The organism is Streptomyces sp. NPDC036822 (assembly GCF_055609145.1).
In genome coordinates, this window is the sequence record NZ_JBVJPY010000006.1 from 413,216 (window position 1) to 430,266 (window position 17,051).

A 17,051-nucleotide genomic window follows, 5' to 3' on the forward strand; every position below is an offset into this window, starting at 1 on the left:
TGCGTCGTGTACGTCTCCGTACGGTGTCAGCTCCGGTCGCCCGCGCCTTTCGCGGCCGGCTCCGCGGTGCGGGGCCGTCCGTCGACGCGGACGGACATGCCACAGACGGACATGCCGCAGCGCCCGGCGACGGCACTGTGGTCTTCACAGCACGTCAGCGGGCACCGCGGCATCGCTGCACTCAGGACGCGAGGACCTCGTCGAGGAGAGCCTCGGCCTTGTCCTCGTTCGTGTTCTCCGCGAGGGCGAGCTCGCTCACCAGAATCTGCCGAGCCTTGGCGAGCATGCGCTTCTCACCTGCGGAGAGTCCGCGCTCCCGCTCCCGACGCCACAGGTCGCGCACTACTTCGGCGACCTTGATGACATCGCCGGAGGCGAGCTTCTCGAGATTTGCCTTGTAGCGACGGGACCAGTTCGTCGGCTCTTCGGCGTACGGCGCGCGCAGCACCTCGAAGACCCGGTCCAGCCCGTCCTGACCGACTACGTCGCGAACTCCGACGAACTCCGCATTGTCCGCCGGTACACGCACCGTCAGGTCGCCCTGGGCGACCTTGAGCACCAAGTAGGTCTTGTCCACGCCTTTGATCTGGCGAGTTTCGATGGCCTCGATCAGCGCGGCCCCGTGATGGGGATAGACCACGGTGTCGCCAACCTTGAACGTCATGTGACAGGTACCCCTTCCGTGGCTATCCAGGGTAACACGGATACGGCTTCTTCTGAATGGCGTTTTCGCAGGTCAGGGCATATCTCGGGGCTTGACAACAGCGACACGAACGTGCTGCGACGGGCTGCCGGGAGGGGGTATTCGCAGGTCGGAGCCGCTGCGCGGACGCAGAGAAACGCGCACGTTACACCCGTTCGAGGTCGCGTGAAGAAGGTGTGTTGTCCCGGTTTGTCGGGTTCGGCGCGGATCTCTGTGCGTACTCCGTTCGAGGATCGGTCACTCGTACGGATGCATGCCCGGGCGAATCCCGAATTGATCACGGGGATGCCGCTCCGGGCTTTTTCACGGGGAGGCCCGGGAAATGCGCGGACGGTCACCGAATTGATCAAGGCGGTTATGTGAACGGCGGGTCAATGGGTCGTGATCCGGCCGTGGCGCGAAACATCCCGGGCGGGAGTCGGGAGTGTCGCCGCCCGCCGTCTCCGGGCGAAGCGGAACGCACCGGGGGGCCGAAGGGGCGGGTCGGGTGCGGGACGGAGAGTGCGGCTCGGTAACCTAAGCGCGCCGACGCACCTTCGGCTCGTCCTCGGCCGGCTGCTCCACGCTCGACCCCCGCCGGCCTGTCCCTCGCCCGTCCGTACGTCCTAGGAGTTGCCGCCGCCGTGAGCCGCAGCCTTCGACGCGGCGCCCTCGCCGCCACCGCCATCGTGTTCTCGATCGCCTCACTGTCCGCATGCGGCGCGGGTAACGACGCCCAGACGCTCGGCGTCCGGCCGGACAACGCCGCCGCCTCCGTGGACGACGTCAAGATCCAGAACGCGCTCGTGATCACCCAGCCGGACGCCGCCGTGAAGGGCCCGGCCGTCGTCTCGGCCACGGTCTTCAACAACGGCAGCGCGCCGCAGACGCTCGACTCGATCACCCTTCCCGGCACGTCCGCGACGGTGAAGCTGAAGGCCGCCGAGGGCACGGGCCCGATCACCGTCCCCGCGATGGGGTCGGTCATCATCGGCGGCAAGGGCAACGCCTCCGCGACGATCGAGACCGGCGCCGAGGCCGCCAAGAACGGCAACGCCCAGGAAGTCGTCTTCAAGCTGAGCAAGACCGGCGACGTGGGCCTGCAGGCCTTCGTCGTCCCGGCGACCAGCTACTTCAAGGACTTCGGCCCGGTCGAGATCCCGAAGCCCCCGGGCGCCGCGCCGACGCCCACGGGCGAGGCCACGCCGTCGGGCGAGGCCAGCCACGAGGCGGGCCACTGACGGACCGTACGGGCCGTACGCAAGCGGTCCGAACGCCATACGCCTGAAGGGGCGCACCCGTACCGGGTGCGCCCCTTCAGGCGTGTCGTGGGCCCTGCGGGCGGGTCGGGCCTCCGGCCATGCCGGACAGGCGGTCCGGCGCTCGGCCGCGGCAGGCCGTCGGGCCGTGGAGAGATCCGGGGCCGTCGGGCGTCGGGCCGTCGGGAGCTCGGCGACCGTCGGCGCGTCGGGCCGTCAGGAGGTCCGGGCCGTGTCAGGCACCCGGCCGGGCCGGTGGGCGTGGCGCGGGGCCGGGGCCCGATCCGGGGCCGTGTCAGGCAACCGGTCGGGCCCGTAGGCGTGGCCCGGGGCCGGGGCCGGCCTACGGCTCGAACTTGTAGCCCAGGCCGCGCACCGTCACCAGGTAGCGCGGCGCGCCCGGGTCCGGCTCGATCTTGGCGCGCAGGCGCTTGACGTGGACGTCGAGCGTCTTGGTGTCGCCGACGTAGTCCGCGCCCCAGACGCGGTCGATCAGCTGCATGCGGGTGAGGACGCGGCCGGCGTTCCTCAGGAGCATCTCCAGGAGGTCGAACTCCTTCAGCGGCAGGTCGACCTTGCCGCCCGCGACCGTGACGACGTGGCGGTCCACGTCCATGCGGACCGGACCGGCCTCCAGGGCCGCCGGGGTGACCTCCTCCGGCTCGCCGCGGCGGCGCAGGACGGCGCGGATGCGGGCGACCAGCTCGCGCGAGGAGAAGGGCTTGGTGACGTAGTCGTCGGCTCCTATCTCCAGACCGACGACCTTGTCGATCTCGCTGTCCTTGGCGGTCACCATGATGACCGGGACGTTCGAGCGGCCGCGCAGCTGGCGGCAGACCTCGGTGCCGGGCAGCCCGGGCAGCATCAGGTCGAGGAGGACGAGGTCCGCTCCGTTGCGCTCGAACTCGTCGAGGCCGTCGGGCCCGGTCGCGGCGACCGCGACCTCGAAGCCTTCCTTGCGGAGCATGTACGACAGGGCGTCGCTGAAGGATTCCTCATCCTCGACGACGAGCACTCGGGTCACGGAAGGACCTCCGGGGCAGGGAGCGGTTCGGTCATGAGATCGGGGGTGGGAGAGGCGGAGCCGTCGGCGCGGCGTTCCCGTACGGCGCCCGCCTCGGGCAGCCGCAGGGTGAAGGTGGAGCCCTGGCCTTCGGTGCTCCACACGGAGACCTCCCCGCCGTGCGAGGCGGCCACGTGCTTGACGATGGCGAGGCCCAGGCCCGTACCGCCGGTGGCGCGGGAGCGGGCCGGATCGACGCGGTAGAAGCGCTCGAAGATGCGCTCCTTGTCCTTGTCGGGGATCCCGATGCCCTGGTCGGTGACGGCTATCTCGATGAGGTCGCCGCCGGGTGCGGTGATCTTGCGGGCCGCGACGCCGACGCGGGTGTGGGCCGGGGAGTAGTTGACGGCGTTCTCGACGAGGTTGCCGAGGGCGGCGGCGAGCTGGCCGCGGCTGCCCCAGACGTGGAGGTCGGCGGAGCCTCCGGACGCCATGGTGATCTGCTTGGTGGAGGCGGTGTGGCGGGAGCGGTCGATGGCCTCGGCGACCAGCTCGTCCACGCGTACCGGCTCGGAGTCCTCCAGCGGGTCGTCGTTCTGCACCCGGGACAGGTCGATGAGCTCCTGGACGAGGTTGGTGAGGCGGGTCGCCTCGATCTGCATGCGGCCGGCGAAGCGGGTGACCGCCTCGGGGTCGTCCGAGGCGTCCATGACGGCTTCGGAGAGCAGGGAGAGCGCGCCTACGGGAGTCTTGAGTTCATGGCTCACGTTGGCGACGAAGTCACGTCGTACCGCTTCGATACGGCGGGCCTCGGTGAGGTCCTCGACCAGGAGGAGCACCAGGCGGGAGCCGAGCGGCGCGACGCGGGCGGAGACGGCGAGGGCTTCGCCGCGTCCGGTGCCGCGCCGGGGCAGGTCGAGCTCCACCTGGCGTATCTCTCCGTCGCGGCGGGTGTCGCGGGCCATGTTGAGCATGGGCTCGACGGCCAGCTTTCCGCCGCGGACCAGGCCGAGGGCGTACGCCGCCGAGCTGGCCTTGACCACCGAGTCGCTCTCGTCGAGGACGACCGCGGAGGAGCGCAGCACGGAGAGGACGGTGTCGACGCCGGGCGGGAGCACGGCGTCGGTGTGCAGGGAGGTACGGGTGGGTCGCGCCTGGTCGCGTTCGCTCCAGCGGAACGCCAGCATGGCGATCACGCCGGTGCACACCCCGGCGATCGCTGCCAATGCGGCGACTGCCGCGTTCACGTCCATGCCATCCAGGTTATGCGGGGTGGCGGACACTCTCCCAGCCGTGCGAGTGGCTGCTCGAACAGTCGTCGCCCAGAGTTCACCGTGGGGACGGTGGTGGTTCATTTGACCCGCGCGGAGCGCTGACGTGCGTCGCCCAGAGTTCACCGGGGAGAAAGGGCCGGTTCATGTGAGGTGGAGGAACCGGACGCGTACGGGTCCGAACGTGGGAGCGTGGGGGTCCGAGCCCCACCCGGACCCCGGACGCTTGTGAGAGAGGGACATTCGATGCGGGACGCGTACCACGAGGAACTTGACTCGATCGGCGAGGCCTTGGTCGAGATGGCCCGGCTCGTCGGGTCGGCGGTCGGACGCGCCACGACGGCGATGCTCGACGCGGACCTGAAGCTGGCGGAGAGCGTGATCGCGGCGGACCAGAAGGTCGACGATCTGCAGCACGATCTGGAGGCCCGGGCGATAGCACTGCTCGCCCGGCAGCAGCCGGTGGCGACGGACCTGCGGATCGTGGTCACCTCGCTGCGGATGAGCGCGGACCTGGAGCGGTCGGGCGACCTGGCGCAGCACGTGGCCAAGCTGGCACGGCTGCGGTTCCCGGACACGGCGGTGCCGCGGGACCTGCACGCCACGATCCTGCAGATGGGGCAGCTGGCGCAGCGCCTGATGGCGAAGGCGGCGGAGGTCATCATCACGAAGGACGTCGATCTGGCGCTGCAGCTGGAGCAGGACGACGACGAGATGGACCTGCTGCACCGGACGCTGTTCAAGCACCTGATGGACGACCGGTGGAAGCACGGCATCGAGACGGCGGTCGACGTGACGCTGCTCGGCCGCTACTACGAGCGGTTCGCGGATCACGCGGTGTCGGTGGCGAAGCGGGTCGTGTACCTGGTGACGGGTGAGCACGCGGACGAGCTGCAGCAGTCGGACGTGCCGGTGGAGGGCGCGTAAGCCGTCCGGGGTCGCAGGTCGCACTCCTGTGCGCCGTTGATGCGCCCGGCCTGCCGGGCGTGCAATGGCCGGAGGCGACGTACGCCTTCGAGGAGGGACCCATGGCAGCCGATTCCACTCCGACCGATTCCCAGCAGGAGGCACCGCGCGACGCGGTGTTCCTGCCCGTCCTCGGCGCCTGCGGGTGCGGCTCGGGCTGCGGCTGCGGCTGCCAGTCCGGGGCGCCGTGCCAGTGCGGGGGCTGAGCGGCAGAGCCGCGGGACGACGGGGCCCCGCCCGGTGAGCGGGCGGGGTTCCTCGCGTCGTACGTGTCTCACGCGGTCGGCGGGCCCTGGACGTCGAGGACACCGACGGTCTGGCCGCCGGTCGTCTCGCCGGTCGTGCGGAAGCCCTGCTTGAGGTAGAAGTCCCCGGGGCCGCCCTCTCCCGGCTCCCATGACACGTACATCAGCGTGCCGCCGCGTCGCCGTATCTCCTCGCGTACGGCCTCGACGGCGAAGCGCCCGTACCCCTTGCCCTGGTGGCCGGCGGCGATGTTGAGCCGCCAGAGGCCGCTCCGGTAGTCGTCGGGGTCCCTCTCCGGGGCCCACTGGATGTCGATGAAGGCCATCAGGAACCCGACGAGCTCGACACCGTCGAAGAGGAGCCGGGGCCAGGCGGGCTCCCCGAAGGCGTACGCCTCGGCGAGCGAGGTCGCGACCGGGGCGACGTTCTTCTCCTGGTGCGGGTGGACGCGCAGCGCGAGGGCGGCGTCGACGTTCTTGGGGGTGATCTTCTCCAGGCGGAGCGTTGCGGACATGCGCGGAGGTTATCGAGGGCGGAGCGGGGGCGCGCGGGGATATCCCGCAGGTGGGCACGGGTATGCGTTACTGGGCAGTTGAGAACTTATGTCGCAATTGCCCGGAATCTCTTGACAGGTGTCGCGTGAGGCGACGAGCGTGACGCTCAAGACCTCGTGTCTGGAGTCGAGTCATGACGACCACAACCATCCGAAGGAAGAGGATCGGCGCGGCGATAGCCGCCGCAGCGGCAGCCTGCGCTCTGGGCCTCGGCACAGCCGGTACGGCCACGGCGGCGATCACGCCGCACGACGTCTCCTGCAGCAACAACGCGGGCCACGAGCCCGGCGGCCAACAGCCGAGCTGCAAGGGCAACTCGCTGACCCAGGAGACCGAGAACCGCAACCCGGCCGGCCACGCCCCCGGCGGCCACAACAAGTAGCGCGCCATCCTCCACCCACCCACGATCAGCTCCCTGCCCATCGGGCGACCGGCGGGAAGGGAGCTCCGAGGTGTCGCCCCTCCTGGCCGGTACGCAGTCGACCCGGCGGTTACCGAGCCGGCGCCTCGACGCGTGCGCGAGCCGGAGTGGTGACCTCTCCGATGGCCCCCGAACGCAGAGGGCCCCCGAACCCCGTGGGGCGGGGGTTTCTTGTCGAATTCTTCGTGGTCGTGGAACGGGTCGACGACGAGGCTGCCGGTGATTGATACGCGCAGGCGTGGCTGAGGGAATACCACACCTACCAGTGGGAGTTCCGTGACGGAACGGCGGCAGAGCACTACCCGACCCTGACGCTCTCTCAGAAAAAGGTCATCACCGCCCTGCACGGCTGGGCCAAGGGGCGCCCGGACTGGAAGGACCCCTTCATGTGGAACACCTCGGCGCCCGGTCCGCGAACACCGACTGCCCCCCGCCTGCCCCGTGTCTGATCACTCGGCCTTCATGACATGTCCGATCGCGATGAGGCCCACGCCTATGACAGCGATGGCCGGGGAGGAGAACCCGCCGACTGCCAACAACAGCGCGCCGGTTCCCCACACCCTCGGTCGCCCTACGTGCCGTTGCAGCAGGCGCCCAGGCATGCGCCCGAGCAGCAGGCCGTGAAGACCCAGCACGGCGCACGCAAGCCACAGCGTGATCACTGCCACGAATCCGACCACCATCATGGTCGCGAACGCCGTCCCCACGGCACACCCCCAGAAAGCCGCGCTCCGGCGGCCCGAAGTCAGTCTGGCATCAAGGGCTGAGCCCGGTGGTGGCCGCCTCACCCGGACCGTGCGCGGCCCGCTCCGTGTGGACGCCAAGCGCGTGACCTCACGGACGCCGGAGCGGATCTTCGCCGTGCGCGCCTGCTATGCCCGAGCGCTACCAAGCCGTGCTCGACGTCGGCAGCGGCTGCGGGCTCCGCCGGGGCGGGATCCTCGGGATCGGCGAACTCAGTCGCGAGCCCAGTCGAAGGGCATCGGCGCGCCCTGCAGAACCACCCAAGGGTGCGGGTAACGCGCCCGACAGCCTGTGCACCGCGCGACGAACGGACCGATGTCGGGGTTTGTCATAATGCTGTAGTGGCTCGAGGGCTGAGCCGGAAGCATGTGTCCGTTCGCTGTCGACTCCAAGCCGGGCCACTCCGGTGAGCACTCACAAGACCGCTCCATGGCGAACGACTCACCGTCAGAGGCCTCGGCCGTTCGCTTGAAGAGCCTGGCGAGGTTCTCGCGTACCGACACAGTCGGCCTCCGTTTCAGCTAGCCCGAAACCCGGGTGGGCAGAAGCTATCCGAGAGAGGCTCCGGACTCCCGTTCGGAGCCTATCCGGCTGTGCCCTTGGCAGGGCTGGAATCTGCCCCTGTACCGCGTAAGCATGCAGTCGCTTCGCCTGGTTGCCTCCGTGCGTCCTGAGACTGCCGATCCCGGGGGCCTGTCGCTGGCATGATCTTCCCGGAGGGGGCTGCTGTGGACGTCGTGGAACTGATGGCATGGCTGGCCGAGCGAGGGTGCTCGGTGGTCTTCAAGGCTGACGGTGAGCGATCACCGGGGCGTCGATGGATGGTGATCGTCTCCGGCGGCCCCTTGGGCAGGGAGTCCTTCTTCAGGTCAGACAGGGCATCCGCCGAAGCCTGCCTTGAGGAAACCCTCGCGCACCTGGAAAGCGTGGGGATTACGCCCTTCGCCTGAGGCGCTGAACTCGGGAGTCATCGATCTTCGATGCCCGATACTCGCTATGACCTGTGCAAACGGGCGTCGAGCCGAGTCGGCATTGACCCTTCTCCCCGGCCGCCCTTGTCCGTGCTTCACCGGCCTACTGGCACGGATGCGGCGCGGGGACCTCTTCGCCCCGAAGCAACGTGGGCGCGGACCCGGTCGCCGAGCGGCCCCACCGCGTTGACGGCCCACAGGCGGCCCACGAAACGAATCAGCCCCCTACCAGCGGAGAACCCGCAGGTAGGGGGCATGATCACTATGACTACTTCTTCTTGCCCTGGTTCTTCACGGCCTCGATCGCCGCAGCGGCCGCGTCCGGGTCCAGGTAGGTGCCGCCCGGCTTGACGGGCTTGAAGGTCTCGTCGAGTTCGTAGGCGAGCGGGATGCCCGTGGGGATGTTCAGGCCCGCGATGTCCTCGTCCGAGATGCCGTCGAGGTGCTTGACCAGGGCGCGCAGGCTGTTGCCGTGGGCGGCGATCAGGACCGTGCGGCCGGTCAGGAGGTCAGGGACGATGCCGTCGTACCAGTACGGCAGCATGCGGTCGACGACGTCCTTCAGGCACTCCGTCCGCGGGCGCAGCTCCGGCGGGATCGTGGAGTAGCGGGCGTCGTGCGCCTGCGAGAACTCGTTGTCGTCGGCGAGGACCGGCGGCGGGGTGTCGTACGAGCGGCGCCAGAGCATGAACTGCTCCTCGCCGAACTCGGCCAGCGTCTGCGCCTTGTCCTTGCCCTGGAGCGCACCGTAGTGGCGCTCGTTCAGACGCCAGGAGCGGTGGACCGGGATCCAGTGGCGGTCGGCGGCCTCCAACGCGAGCTGCGCCGTGCGGATGGCGCGCTTCTGGAGCGAGGTGTGCAGTACGTCGGGCAGCAGGCCGGCGTCCTTGAGCAGCTCACCGCCGCGGACCGCCTCCTTCTCGCCCTTCTCGGTGAGGTTGACGTCCACCCAGCCGGTGAACAGATTCTTCGCGTTCCACTCGCTCTCGCCGTGGCGGAGGAGGATCAGCTTGTACGGTGCGTCGGCCATGCGTCCGAGCCTAATCGACGCCTGACACCGCACGCCCCCCATCAATTCGCTGGCGTCCGACACGTGAGATGCGTAAGTTACGGACTCGCCAAGGGGGACTTACACATGCCAGGGGGCCGGCCACACATGTCCATCGACTCGCTCAGACGATCAGCGCGCGCGACCGTCTCCGGGCTCCCCCGCGGTTTCTGGTGGCTCTGGCTCTCCACCCTGGTCAACCGCACCGGCGCGTTCGTCCTCACCTTCCTCTCCCTCTACCTCACGCAGGAGCTCGGGCACTCGGCCTGGTTCGCCGGGCTCGTCGTCGCCCTGCACGGTCTCGGCGGGGTCGCCGGCTCGCCGCTCGGCGGCATGCTCACCGACCGGTGGGGCCGGCGGCCCACCATGGTCTCGATGCACCTGGCGGCCGCGGCCTGCGCCGCCGCCCTCGCGTACGTCACCAGCGCCTGGGCCATCGCCGCCGTCGTCCTGCTCATGGGCGTCGCCATGCAGGGCGTCCGGCCCTCCATCAACGCCACGATCGCCGACATGGTCCCCGAGAACGACCTGCGCCGGGCCTACGCGCTCAACTACTGGGCCCTGAACCTGGGCTTCGCCATCGCCGCCCTCGGAGGCGGCGCCGCGGTCTTCCTCGGCTACCGGACCCTGTTCGTCGTCGACGCCGTGGCCACCGTCCTCTGCGCGCTGATCGTCTTCCTCCGGCTGCCCGAGACACGGCCCGACGCCCGCCGGGACACCGCCGGCGAGATCATCGAGGAACAGCGCCTGAGCATCCTCACGGTGCTGCGCGACGCCCCCTTCCGTACCCTCGTGCTCCTCAACCTCCTCGTCTGCCTCGTCTTCACCGCCCCCTGGATCGGCCTGCCGCTCTCCATGGCGGAGCAGGGCCTCTCCACCGCCTCGTACGGCGCGGTCATCGCCGTCAACGGCGTCGTCATCGTCGGCTTCCAGCTGCTGGTCAACAAGGTGACCGACAAGCGGTCGCCGACGATGCTCCTGACCGTCTCCTCGCTGCTGTTCGCGTTCGGTACGGGAGCGACGGCCCTGGCCGGGTCACCCGTCGCCTTCGCCGCCACGGTCGTCGTCTGGACGATCGGCGAGATGATCCACGTGCCCACCAACGCCGCCGCCACCGCCAGGCTCGCCCCCGAGCACGCCCGCGGTCGCTACCAGGGCGTGATGGGCATGTCCTGGGCGGTGGCCGGCTTCGTCGCGCCGATCCTGGCCGGCTGGGTCGTGGACGGGCCCGGGCCCGACGTCCTGTGGGTGGCCTGCGCGGTCATCGGGGCGGTCGCGGCCCTCGGTTACACGACCCGCCTGCGCAAGGCCCTCGTCGACGACGAGCCGATCGCGATCGACCCGGTCCACGAGGACGCCCGCCCCGGCGACCTCCCCGACCAGAAGCCCGACCTGAAGCCCGACCTGGAGGACCTGAAGCCTGAGCCGGGGCCCGGGCCGCAGCCTGAGCCGGAACCCGGCCTGGAGGACCCGACGGCGGGCCTGGAGGGCCCGCACGGCCCGGAGGCCGGTCAGGGGCCCGGCCGGAGACCCGCCGTCAGCGCCTGACCCTCCGCTGGGCCTCGTACAGGTTCCGGGGGTGCACCGCCCCCGGTTCCCCGTACGCCTCCACGCGCGCGTGGAGGTCGCCCGCGAAGTCCGGCACGTCGATCTGGTCGAACTCCCGCACCTCGCTGATGCCGGCCGTCACGCTGTACGGCGCGACCGTGTCGATCCTGACCAGGCCCGCCCGGCCGTTCGTGACCGTCACGTTCCAGTGCGCGAACCGCGCTCCGTAGAGCGGCCCGGCCGATGCGTCGCCGCCGTGCCGGCCGTTGTTCTCGACGGTGATCTGCGTCCGCACGTTGGCGAAGGGCATGCCCCGGTGCGTGTCGAAGGTGCCCATCTCCATCCAGCCCCGCGACCAGACGTTGTGACTCGACAGTCCCTCGACGTTGATGCCGTGGAGCTGCGTCCCGGGCGGCGCCGGAACCGTACGGGCCGCCACGCGGAAGTCCTCCACGAGGTTGTCGTGCGCTCCCTCCCGGCAGAAGTACGGGTGGTGCGAGCCGCGCCCCTCCACGCGCGTACGGCGCAGGGTGCAGGCGGAGGCGGCGACGAGCCCGAAGCCGTTGTCGACGTGGCGGACGACGACGTCGTCCGCCCAGCAGTCGTACGCGCACTGGAAGGTGACGCCGTTGTAGCCCTTGTCCAGCAGGTGCGGGGCCTGGGGCGTCTCGACCGCCTCCAGGGTCAGTCCCGCCACGCCCGAGTCGGTGAGCGGCTCGGCGAGGGTGGTCAGCCGGGCGTCCCATTCCGGTCGTACGTCGAGGGGCAGCGGCCGCTCGAAGGTGACCGTCCGGCCGCGTACGGAGGCGATCCGCACCGGCCACTCGTAGGGGACGTAGCTCGTCAGCTTCGTCTTGTCGTCCCAGGTGTACGCCTCCGGGCCCGGTCCGCCGCCCGCCATGTGCTCCAGCAGCGTGTGCCCGGCGTCGTCGGCCAGCCGGAGGAGAACGATCCGCCCCCGGTGCAGGGCTGACGGGTCGTCGACCGTCACCGTCCAGTCGCCGCGGCGGGCCGGGCGGACGGTCGTGAGGGTGGTCCACTCGTCGCGGCCGTTCCCCGTCCAGCCCTCGAAGGGCCAGGCGCGCGCCCTGATCGCGGCGAGGAGGGAGGCGTGGCGGGCGCGCGGACTGAGCCAGATCAGCCCGCCGGCCCAGGACCAGGAGGACTTGTCGCCGCCGTAGCGGGAGCCGTACGGGCCGATCAGCTCCGTGAGGTGCCGGGTGGCCAGCAGGGTCGTCCGCCCCGAGCCGGCACCGCGCAGGACCACGCCGCTGTGGCCGATGTGGATCAGCCCGTCGATCCGGTACGTGCCCGGCGGGACGACCACCGTGCCGCCGCCGCGCTCCCCCGCGTGGGCGAGGGCCCGGTTGACGGCGGGGGCGGAGTCCGTGGAGCCGTCGGGGGTGGCGCCGAAGTCGCGGACGTCGGCGATGGTCCTCGGCCGGGCGAGACGGGTGGCGCCGCGGCGGGCGCCGGCGCGGCCGACGTAGGGGATCTGGGGGTGGGTGTAGGGGGCGGCCGTGTACTCGTCCCAGAGGGAGGGCCGGGAGGCCGGGCCGGGGACGTTCCCGGGGGAGGAAGGGGGCGCCGGGGCAAACCCCGTGCCCGCGGAGGCGCCCGCCACCGCGACCGCGCCGCTCACGAACTGCCGCCTGCTGAGTGCCATACCCCGAGCCCCTTTCACGTACATGAATGGTGTTCAGCTCCGTGCCGGGCGTGAGCATGCCACGGTCAGGGCGGGGTGCGGAAGGCATGGGAAGCGGAATACGGAAAGGGGGCGCGGGCCGGACGCAGCCGGGCGCCTGAGCCTCAGTCCGTCGGGCGCTGGGTCAGATTCGTGAACGCGTCCAGGTTGCGGGTCGACTCGCCGCGTGCGATCCGCCACTCGTACTCACGCCGGATCGCGCTCGCGAAGCCGAGCTCCAGAAGCGTGTTGAAGGAACCGTCGGCCGCTTCGAGGACCGAGCCGAGCAGCCGGTCCAGCTCCTCGGCGGTGACGGCGGCCAGCGGCAGCTTGCCGGCGAGGTAGATGTCGCCGAGGCCGTCGACCGCGTAACTCACGCCGTACAGCTTGAGGTTGCGCTCCAGGAGCCACCGGTGGACCCCCGCCTCGTTCTCGTCGGGGTGCCGGATGACGAAGGCGTTGAGGGAGAGGGAGTGGCGGCCGACGCGCAGGGAGAGCGTCGTGAAGAGCTTCCGTGTGCCCGGCAGTTTGACGACGTACGAGCCGGGCTCGGGGGACTCCCAGTCCAGTTCGGCGTCCTTGAGGGTGTCCTCGATGACCTGGTGGGCGCGTGCGACGTCAGCCATGGTGCGAGCGTACGCGACGGCGGTGATCACGCATCCGGTGATCGTGCATCGCCGCCGTGTACACGTCCGCCGTACCGGACGCCGCCGTGTCCCAGCCGAAGGAGCCGGCGTGCCGGGCGGCCGCCGCGCCCATCCGGGCGGACAGGGCCGGGTCCTCCAGGAACCGGCCGAGCGCGCGGGCGTAGTCGGCCGGGTCGTGGCCCTGCACGAGGAAGCCGGTGACGTCGTCGCGCACCGCGACGGGAAGGCCGCCGACGGCCGCCGCGACGACCGGCGTCCCGGCCGCCTGGGCCTCGATCGCGACCAGGCCGAAGGACTCACTGTACGAGGGCATGACCAGCACCGAGGCCGCGCGGAACCAGTCCGCGAGCCGTTCCTGTCCGACCGGCGGGTGGAAGCGCACGACGTCCGCGATGCCGAGCCTGGCCGCCAGCTTCTGCAGGTTCTCCGGCTTGGCCAGGCCGCTGCCGCTCGGCCCGCCGACGACCGGCACGACCATGCGGGAGCGCAGGGAGGGGTCCCGGTCGAGCAGCAGGGCCACCGCCCGCAGCAGGATGTCGGGGGCCTTCAGCGGCTGGATGCGGCCCGCGAAGACCGGGATGAAGGCGTCGGCGGGCAGGCCGAGGCGGGCCCGGGCGGCCGCGCGGCCGTCCGCGGGGCGGAAGTGGTCGAGGTTCACGCCGGGGTGCACGACGGCGACCTTGCCGGGGTCGGCCTCGTAGAAGCGGACCAGCTCGTCGGCCTCCTCGGCGGTGTTGGCGATCAGCCGATCGGCGGCGGAGACGATCTGGGTCTCGCCGATCACCCGGGCCGCGGGCTCGGGAGTGTCGCCCTCCGCGAGCGCCGCGTTCTTGACCTTGGCCATGGTGTGCATGGCGTGCACGAGCGGGACGCCCCAGCGTTCGGCGGCGAGCCATCCGACGTGGCCGGAGAGCCAGTAGTGGGAGTGGACCAGGTCGTAGTGGCCCGGGCGGTGGCCCGCCCACGCCTGCATGACCCCGTGCGTGAAGGCGCAGAGCTGGGCCGGCAGCTCCTCCTTGGCCAGGCCCTCGTACGGTCCGGCGTCCACGTGCCGCACGAGGACGCCGGGCGCGAGCTCGACGACCGGGGCGAGGCCTCCGGTGGTGGCGCGGGTGAAGATCTCGACCTCGATGTTGATCGCGGCGAGGCGCTTGGCCAGCTCGACGATGTAGACGTTCATGCCTCCCGCGTCGCCGGTTCCCGGCTGGTGGAGGGGCGAGGTGTGGACGCTGAGCATGGCCACCCGGCGGGGGGTGCGGGGACGGCCGGGGAGCCGGAGCCTGGACGGTGTCGCCAGGGAGCCGGCGAGCCGGGACACGTACTGGCTCACGTCGACGGTCCTTCCGCTCGGAGCGAGGCATAACGGTCAGCGGGAGGCGTTGCGGAGCGGGTACGGCAGGCCGGGGCACGGCGAACCGGACGACCCACGTCGCCCTCCTGGCGGCACAACACCGGAATGACGCCATCCATTTCCGTTTTGCCAATTCATTGCCCGCGCGGGGCGGCGTGGCGCACCGCTTAGGCTCGTCCCATGGCCCCGCGCACCCCCCTCCCCGACGGCTCCGGCCGGGGTCGCCCCGCCCGCGCGTCGCTCGCCGGGACCCGACCGGTCGGCACGGCGACCCGCGGGACCACCCACCCGAACCGGCTCCGCCGCATGGACCGCTGGATCGCCGCCGTCCACGGCCCGGCCCTGCGCCGGTCGCCCGCGCCGCCCGTCGCCGTGGACCTGGGGTACGGCGCGGCCCCCTGGACGGCCGTCGAGCTGCTGGGACGGCTGCGGACCGCCGATCCGCGCGCCGAGGTCGTCGGCATCGAGATCGAGCCGTCCCGGGTCGCCGCCGCCCGGCCGTACGAACGCGAGGGCCTGACCTTCCTGCACGGCGGCTTCGAGGTCCCGGTGCCGGGCGAGGTCGCGCTGATCCGGGCGGCGAACGTGCTGCGGCAGTACGACGAGGGCGAGGTCGCCGCTGTGTGGGCGCGCCTGTGCGCGCGGCTCGGGCCTGACGGGCTGCTGGTGGAGGGGACCTGCGACGAGATCGGGCGGCGGCACGTGTGGGTGGCGCTCGACCGGTCCGGGCCGCGGACGGTGACCTTCGCGACCCGCCTCGCCTCCCTGGAGCGCCCCTCCGACCTCGCGGAGCGGCTGCCGAAGGCCCTCATCCACCGCAACGTGCCGGGTGAGCCGGTGCACGCCTTCCTGCGCGACTTCGACCGGGCGTGGGCGGCGGCGGCTCCGTACGCCTCGCTCGGCGCGCGGCAGCGCTGGATCCGGGCCGTGCGGGACCTGGCGGCGGACTGGCCGCTGACGGACGGCCACCGACGCTGGCGGCAGGGAGAGGTGACGGTGCGCTGGGAGGCCCTGGCGCCGGTCGTGTGAGCGCCGCCCGGCGATGGGGCGTGGAGGGAGGCCCGGCGGGAGGACGCGGCGCGGGGGGAGGGGAACGCTGCCGCGACCGCCGCGCGGGAGGGTCTGGCGCGGGAGCGACGGTGGCGTGAACACCGCCGCGCGGGAGGGCCTGGCGCGGGGCGCGGGAACGTCGCGCTCGTCACATCCGGCTGAATTTCCGCCGCTTGCGGAACGCGACACGCCGCACACTCGTCCCTGGTCGGGGGAACTGGCCCGACAAGCCCAGGTTTCCCCTGTCGCTTTCGGGCTTCGCATGGCACTATCGCCAGGTCACCAGCAAGTTACTGACGGTAAATCAGATTCGGGATGCAAGGCCGTCCGAGGGGGAGATAGTGAACCGACGCCGCCATGCCACCACCGCGATCACCGTGGTCTGCGCCCTGACGGTCCTGGCTTCGCCCGCACTGACCCTGACCGCCACCGCCGCACCGCTGCCGCCCGGGGCCCCCGCCGCGCCCGAGAAGACCCTCGAAGAGGTACGCGGGGAGATAGACGGTCTGTACCGTCAGGCCGCCGTCGCCACCGACGCGTACAACCTCGCCGAGGAGCAGACCAAGGAGCAGTCCGCCGAGATCGTGAAGCTGGCCCGGATGATCGTGGCCGGCCGCGAGAAGATCGACCGGCTCAAGGCCCAGGCGGGCGCGGCGGCCCGCGCCCAGTACCGCAACGGCGGCCTTCCCGACGGCGCCCAGTTCGTCCTGACCGACGACCCGCAGCTCTTCCTCGACAACGCGGGGCGGCTCAAGCAGGGCCACAAGGCCACCAGCGACCTCCTCGTGGAACTGAACCGGACCCAGGGGGAATTGACCCTCTACGCCAAGGAAGCCGGCACCAACTGGACCAAGCTGGAGGCCAACCGCGTCAAGCAGGCCAAGGCGAAGAAGGACATCGAGGCCAAGATCGCCGCGGCCCGCAAGCTCGAGTCCGAGCTGGAGGCCGAGGAGCTGGCGCGCCTGCTGCGCATGGAGGAGCAGGAGCGGTACCGGGCCCAGACGGCCTGGCTGGGCACCGGCGTCCTCAAGGGCCTCGACGGGAAGGCGACAGCGCGCGGCAAGCAGGCCGTCCGGTACGCGACGGCGCAGATCGGCAAGCCGTACGTCTGGGGCGCGGAGGGCCCGGGCTCGTTCGACTGCTCCGGCCTGACCCAGAGCGCCTGGGGCGCGGCGGGCCGGCCCATCCCGCGCACCTCGCAGGAGCAGTGGCGGCTGCTGCCGCGGGTGGACATCAAGGACATGCGGCCGGGTGACCTGATCGTCTACTTCAAGGACGCCAGCCACATCGGGATGTACATCGGCGACGGCGCCATGGTGCACGCGCCGCGGCCGGGCCGGAACGTGACGATCGCGGGAGCGGGCTCGATGGAGATCCTGGGAGTCGTCCGCCCGGAGTGACGCGACGGGACCTCCGGGCCGGGCCGGGCGTGATGTTCGTCATGGCCCGGCGGGCAACAACCTCCCCATGCGCGGCATATGCCAACCTCACTTCCGTGCTCGTGCCGTGATCACCATTCCGTTGCCCGTCGGGGTGGCGCTATGGTCCCCGTCTGGCGGGACGTCGTTCGTCGTCACGCCGCGCCCTCGGGGGGAGGGAAGGAAAC

The 17,051-nt window shown here is 71.3% G+C and carries 17 protein-coding genes; 8 read left to right on the forward strand and 9 right to left on the reverse strand.

The window, feature by feature from the left end; genetic code table 11:
- Positions 1-181: 181 nt before the first annotated feature.
- On the reverse strand, positions 182-664 hold the full coding sequence (locus ACZ68P_RS17685; RefSeq protein ID WP_003953493.1) for a CarD family transcriptional regulator: 483 nt from the start codon (positions 662-664) through the stop codon (positions 182-184).
- A gap of 662 nt (positions 665-1,326) precedes the next feature.
- On the opposite strand from ACZ68P_RS17685, the gene ACZ68P_RS17690 reads away from it, so the two are divergent.
- A complete protein-coding gene (locus ACZ68P_RS17690; protein WP_471007003.1) occupies positions 1,327-1,923 on the forward strand; it encodes a DUF461 domain-containing protein in 597 nt (198 codons plus the stop codon).
- A gap of 361 nt (positions 1,924-2,284) precedes the next feature.
- On the opposite strand, the gene phoP is transcribed toward ACZ68P_RS17690, so the two are convergent.
- Together phoP and phoR are read right to left on the reverse strand one after the other, a co-directional pair.
- A complete protein-coding gene (phoP, locus tag ACZ68P_RS17695; RefSeq protein ID WP_466728736.1) occupies positions 2,285-2,956 on the reverse strand; it encodes a two-component system response regulator PhoP in 672 nt (223 codons plus the stop codon).
- A 5-nt stretch (positions 2,957-2,961) separates the two neighbouring features.
- Positions 2,962-4,197, reverse strand: coding sequence for a two-component system sensor histidine kinase PhoR (gene phoR, locus ACZ68P_RS17700; protein WP_471007005.1), 1,236 nt, complete (start codon positions 4,195-4,197; stop codon positions 2,962-2,964).
- A gap of 264 nt (positions 4,198-4,461) precedes the next feature.
- Between phoR and phoU the strand changes: the two genes are divergently transcribed.
- On the forward strand, positions 4,462-5,142 hold the full coding sequence (gene phoU / locus ACZ68P_RS17705; RefSeq protein ID WP_365718786.1) for a phosphate signaling complex protein PhoU: 681 nt from the start codon (positions 4,462-4,464) through the stop codon (positions 5,140-5,142).
- 101 nt (positions 5,143-5,243) lie between these two features.
- On the forward strand, positions 5,244-5,387 hold the full coding sequence (locus ACZ68P_RS17710) for a hypothetical protein (protein ID WP_471007007.1): 144 nt from the start codon (positions 5,244-5,246) through the stop codon (positions 5,385-5,387).
- 68 nt (positions 5,388-5,455) lie between these two features.
- On the opposite strand, the gene ACZ68P_RS17715 is transcribed toward ACZ68P_RS17710, so the two are convergent.
- Positions 5,456-5,941: a GNAT family N-acetyltransferase gene (locus ACZ68P_RS17715; RefSeq protein ID WP_471007008.1), complete on the reverse strand. Its 486-nt coding sequence runs from the start codon at positions 5,939-5,941 to the stop codon at positions 5,456-5,458.
- A 173-nt stretch (positions 5,942-6,114) separates the two neighbouring features.
- Here ACZ68P_RS17715 and ACZ68P_RS17720 point away from each other — a divergent pair, with 173 nt between their 5' ends.
- Positions 6,115-6,363, forward strand: coding sequence for a hypothetical protein (locus ACZ68P_RS17720; RefSeq protein WP_471007010.1), 249 nt, complete (start codon positions 6,115-6,117; stop codon positions 6,361-6,363).
- Positions 6,364-6,851: 488 nt separating this feature from the next.
- Here the strand turns inward: ACZ68P_RS17720 and ACZ68P_RS17725 are convergent, their stop codons facing one another.
- Positions 6,852-7,109, reverse strand: coding sequence for a hypothetical protein (locus ACZ68P_RS17725; RefSeq protein WP_471007013.1), 258 nt, complete (start codon positions 7,107-7,109; stop codon positions 6,852-6,854).
- A gap of 765 nt (positions 7,110-7,874) precedes the next feature.
- Between ACZ68P_RS17725 and ACZ68P_RS17730 the strand changes: the two genes are divergently transcribed.
- On the forward strand, positions 7,875-8,096 hold the full coding sequence (locus tag ACZ68P_RS17730; protein ID WP_471007014.1) for a hypothetical protein: 222 nt from the start codon (positions 7,875-7,877) through the stop codon (positions 8,094-8,096).
- Positions 8,097-8,385: 289 nt separating this feature from the next.
- Here the strand turns inward: ACZ68P_RS17730 and ACZ68P_RS17735 are convergent, their stop codons facing one another.
- Entirely contained in the window at positions 8,386-9,147 is a 762-nt protein-coding gene (locus tag ACZ68P_RS17735) for a phosphoglyceromutase (protein ID WP_471007016.1), read from the reverse strand.
- 126 nt (positions 9,148-9,273) lie between these two features.
- Here ACZ68P_RS17735 and ACZ68P_RS17740 point away from each other — a divergent pair, with 126 nt between their 5' ends.
- Positions 9,274-10,713 carry an MDR family MFS transporter gene (locus ACZ68P_RS17740; protein WP_471007019.1) on the forward strand — a complete coding sequence of 480 codons (1,440 nt, stop codon included), beginning with the start codon at positions 9,274-9,276 and terminating at the stop codon, positions 10,711-10,713.
- Here the strand turns inward: ACZ68P_RS17740 and ACZ68P_RS17745 are convergent.
- The 3 genes from ACZ68P_RS17745 to mshA form a co-directional block, all read right to left on the reverse strand.
- Positions 10,703-12,379: a glycosyl hydrolase family 28-related protein gene (locus tag ACZ68P_RS17745; RefSeq protein ID WP_471007021.1), complete on the reverse strand. Its 1,677-nt coding sequence runs from the start codon at positions 12,377-12,379 to the stop codon at positions 10,703-10,705. The genes ACZ68P_RS17740 and ACZ68P_RS17745 overlap by 11 nt on opposite strands.
- Positions 12,380-12,522: 143 nt before the next feature.
- Positions 12,523-13,023 carry a type III secretion system chaperone family protein gene (locus ACZ68P_RS17750; RefSeq protein ID WP_471007023.1) on the reverse strand — a complete coding sequence of 167 codons (501 nt, stop codon included), beginning with the start codon at positions 13,021-13,023 and terminating at the stop codon, positions 12,523-12,525.
- On the reverse strand, positions 13,016-14,374 hold the full coding sequence (gene mshA, locus ACZ68P_RS17755) for a D-inositol-3-phosphate glycosyltransferase (protein WP_471007024.1): 1,359 nt from the start codon (positions 14,372-14,374) through the stop codon (positions 13,016-13,018). The genes ACZ68P_RS17750 and mshA overlap by 8 nt, the downstream gene beginning before the upstream one ends.
- A 327-nt stretch (positions 14,375-14,701) precedes the next feature.
- On the opposite strand from mshA, the gene ACZ68P_RS17760 reads away from it, so the two are divergent.
- Together ACZ68P_RS17760 and ACZ68P_RS17765 are read left to right on the forward strand one after the other, a co-directional pair.
- A complete protein-coding gene (locus ACZ68P_RS17760; RefSeq protein WP_471007169.1) occupies positions 14,702-15,424 on the forward strand; it encodes a class I SAM-dependent methyltransferase in 723 nt (240 codons plus the stop codon).
- A gap of 362 nt (positions 15,425-15,786) precedes the next feature.
- On the forward strand, positions 15,787-16,845 hold the full coding sequence (locus ACZ68P_RS17765) for a C40 family peptidase (RefSeq protein ID WP_471007026.1): 1,059 nt from the start codon (positions 15,787-15,789) through the stop codon (positions 16,843-16,845).
- The last annotated feature ends 206 nt before the right edge of the window (positions 16,846-17,051 follow it).

Excerpts from the sequence above, each read along its gene's own strand:
- ACZ68P_RS17715 (WP_471007008.1), bottom strand. The coding sequence starts at position 5,941 with ATGTCCGCAACGCTCCGCCTGGAGAAGATCACCCCCAAGAACGTCGAC.
- phoR (WP_471007005.1), bottom strand. The coding sequence starts at position 4,197 with ATGGACGTGAACGCGGCAGTCGCCGCATTGGCAGCGATCGCCGGGGTG.
- ACZ68P_RS17750 (WP_471007023.1), bottom strand. The coding sequence starts at position 13,023 with ATGGCTGACGTCGCACGCGCCCACCAGGTCATCGAGGACACCCTCAAG.
- ACZ68P_RS17745 (WP_471007021.1), bottom strand. The coding sequence starts at position 12,379 with ATGGCACTCAGCAGGCGGCAGTTCGTGAGCGGCGCGGTCGCGGTGGCG.
- ACZ68P_RS17685 (WP_003953493.1), bottom strand. The coding sequence starts at position 664 with ATGACGTTCAAGGTTGGCGACACCGTGGTCTATCCCCATCACGGGGCC.
- ACZ68P_RS17720 (WP_471007010.1), top strand. The coding sequence starts at position 6,115 with ATGACGACCACAACCATCCGAAGGAAGAGGATCGGCGCGGCGATAGCC.
- ACZ68P_RS17740 (WP_471007019.1), top strand. The coding sequence starts at position 9,274 with ATGTCCATCGACTCGCTCAGACGATCAGCGCGCGCGACCGTCTCCGGG.
- ACZ68P_RS17710 (WP_471007007.1), top strand. The coding sequence starts at position 5,244 with ATGGCAGCCGATTCCACTCCGACCGATTCCCAGCAGGAGGCACCGCGC.
- ACZ68P_RS17760 (WP_471007169.1), top strand. The coding sequence starts at position 14,702 with ATGGACCGCTGGATCGCCGCCGTCCACGGCCCGGCCCTGCGCCGGTCG.
- ACZ68P_RS17735 (WP_471007016.1), bottom strand. The coding sequence starts at position 9,147 with ATGGCCGACGCACCGTACAAGCTGATCCTCCTCCGCCACGGCGAGAGC.
- phoU (WP_365718786.1), top strand. The coding sequence starts at position 4,462 with ATGCGGGACGCGTACCACGAGGAACTTGACTCGATCGGCGAGGCCTTG.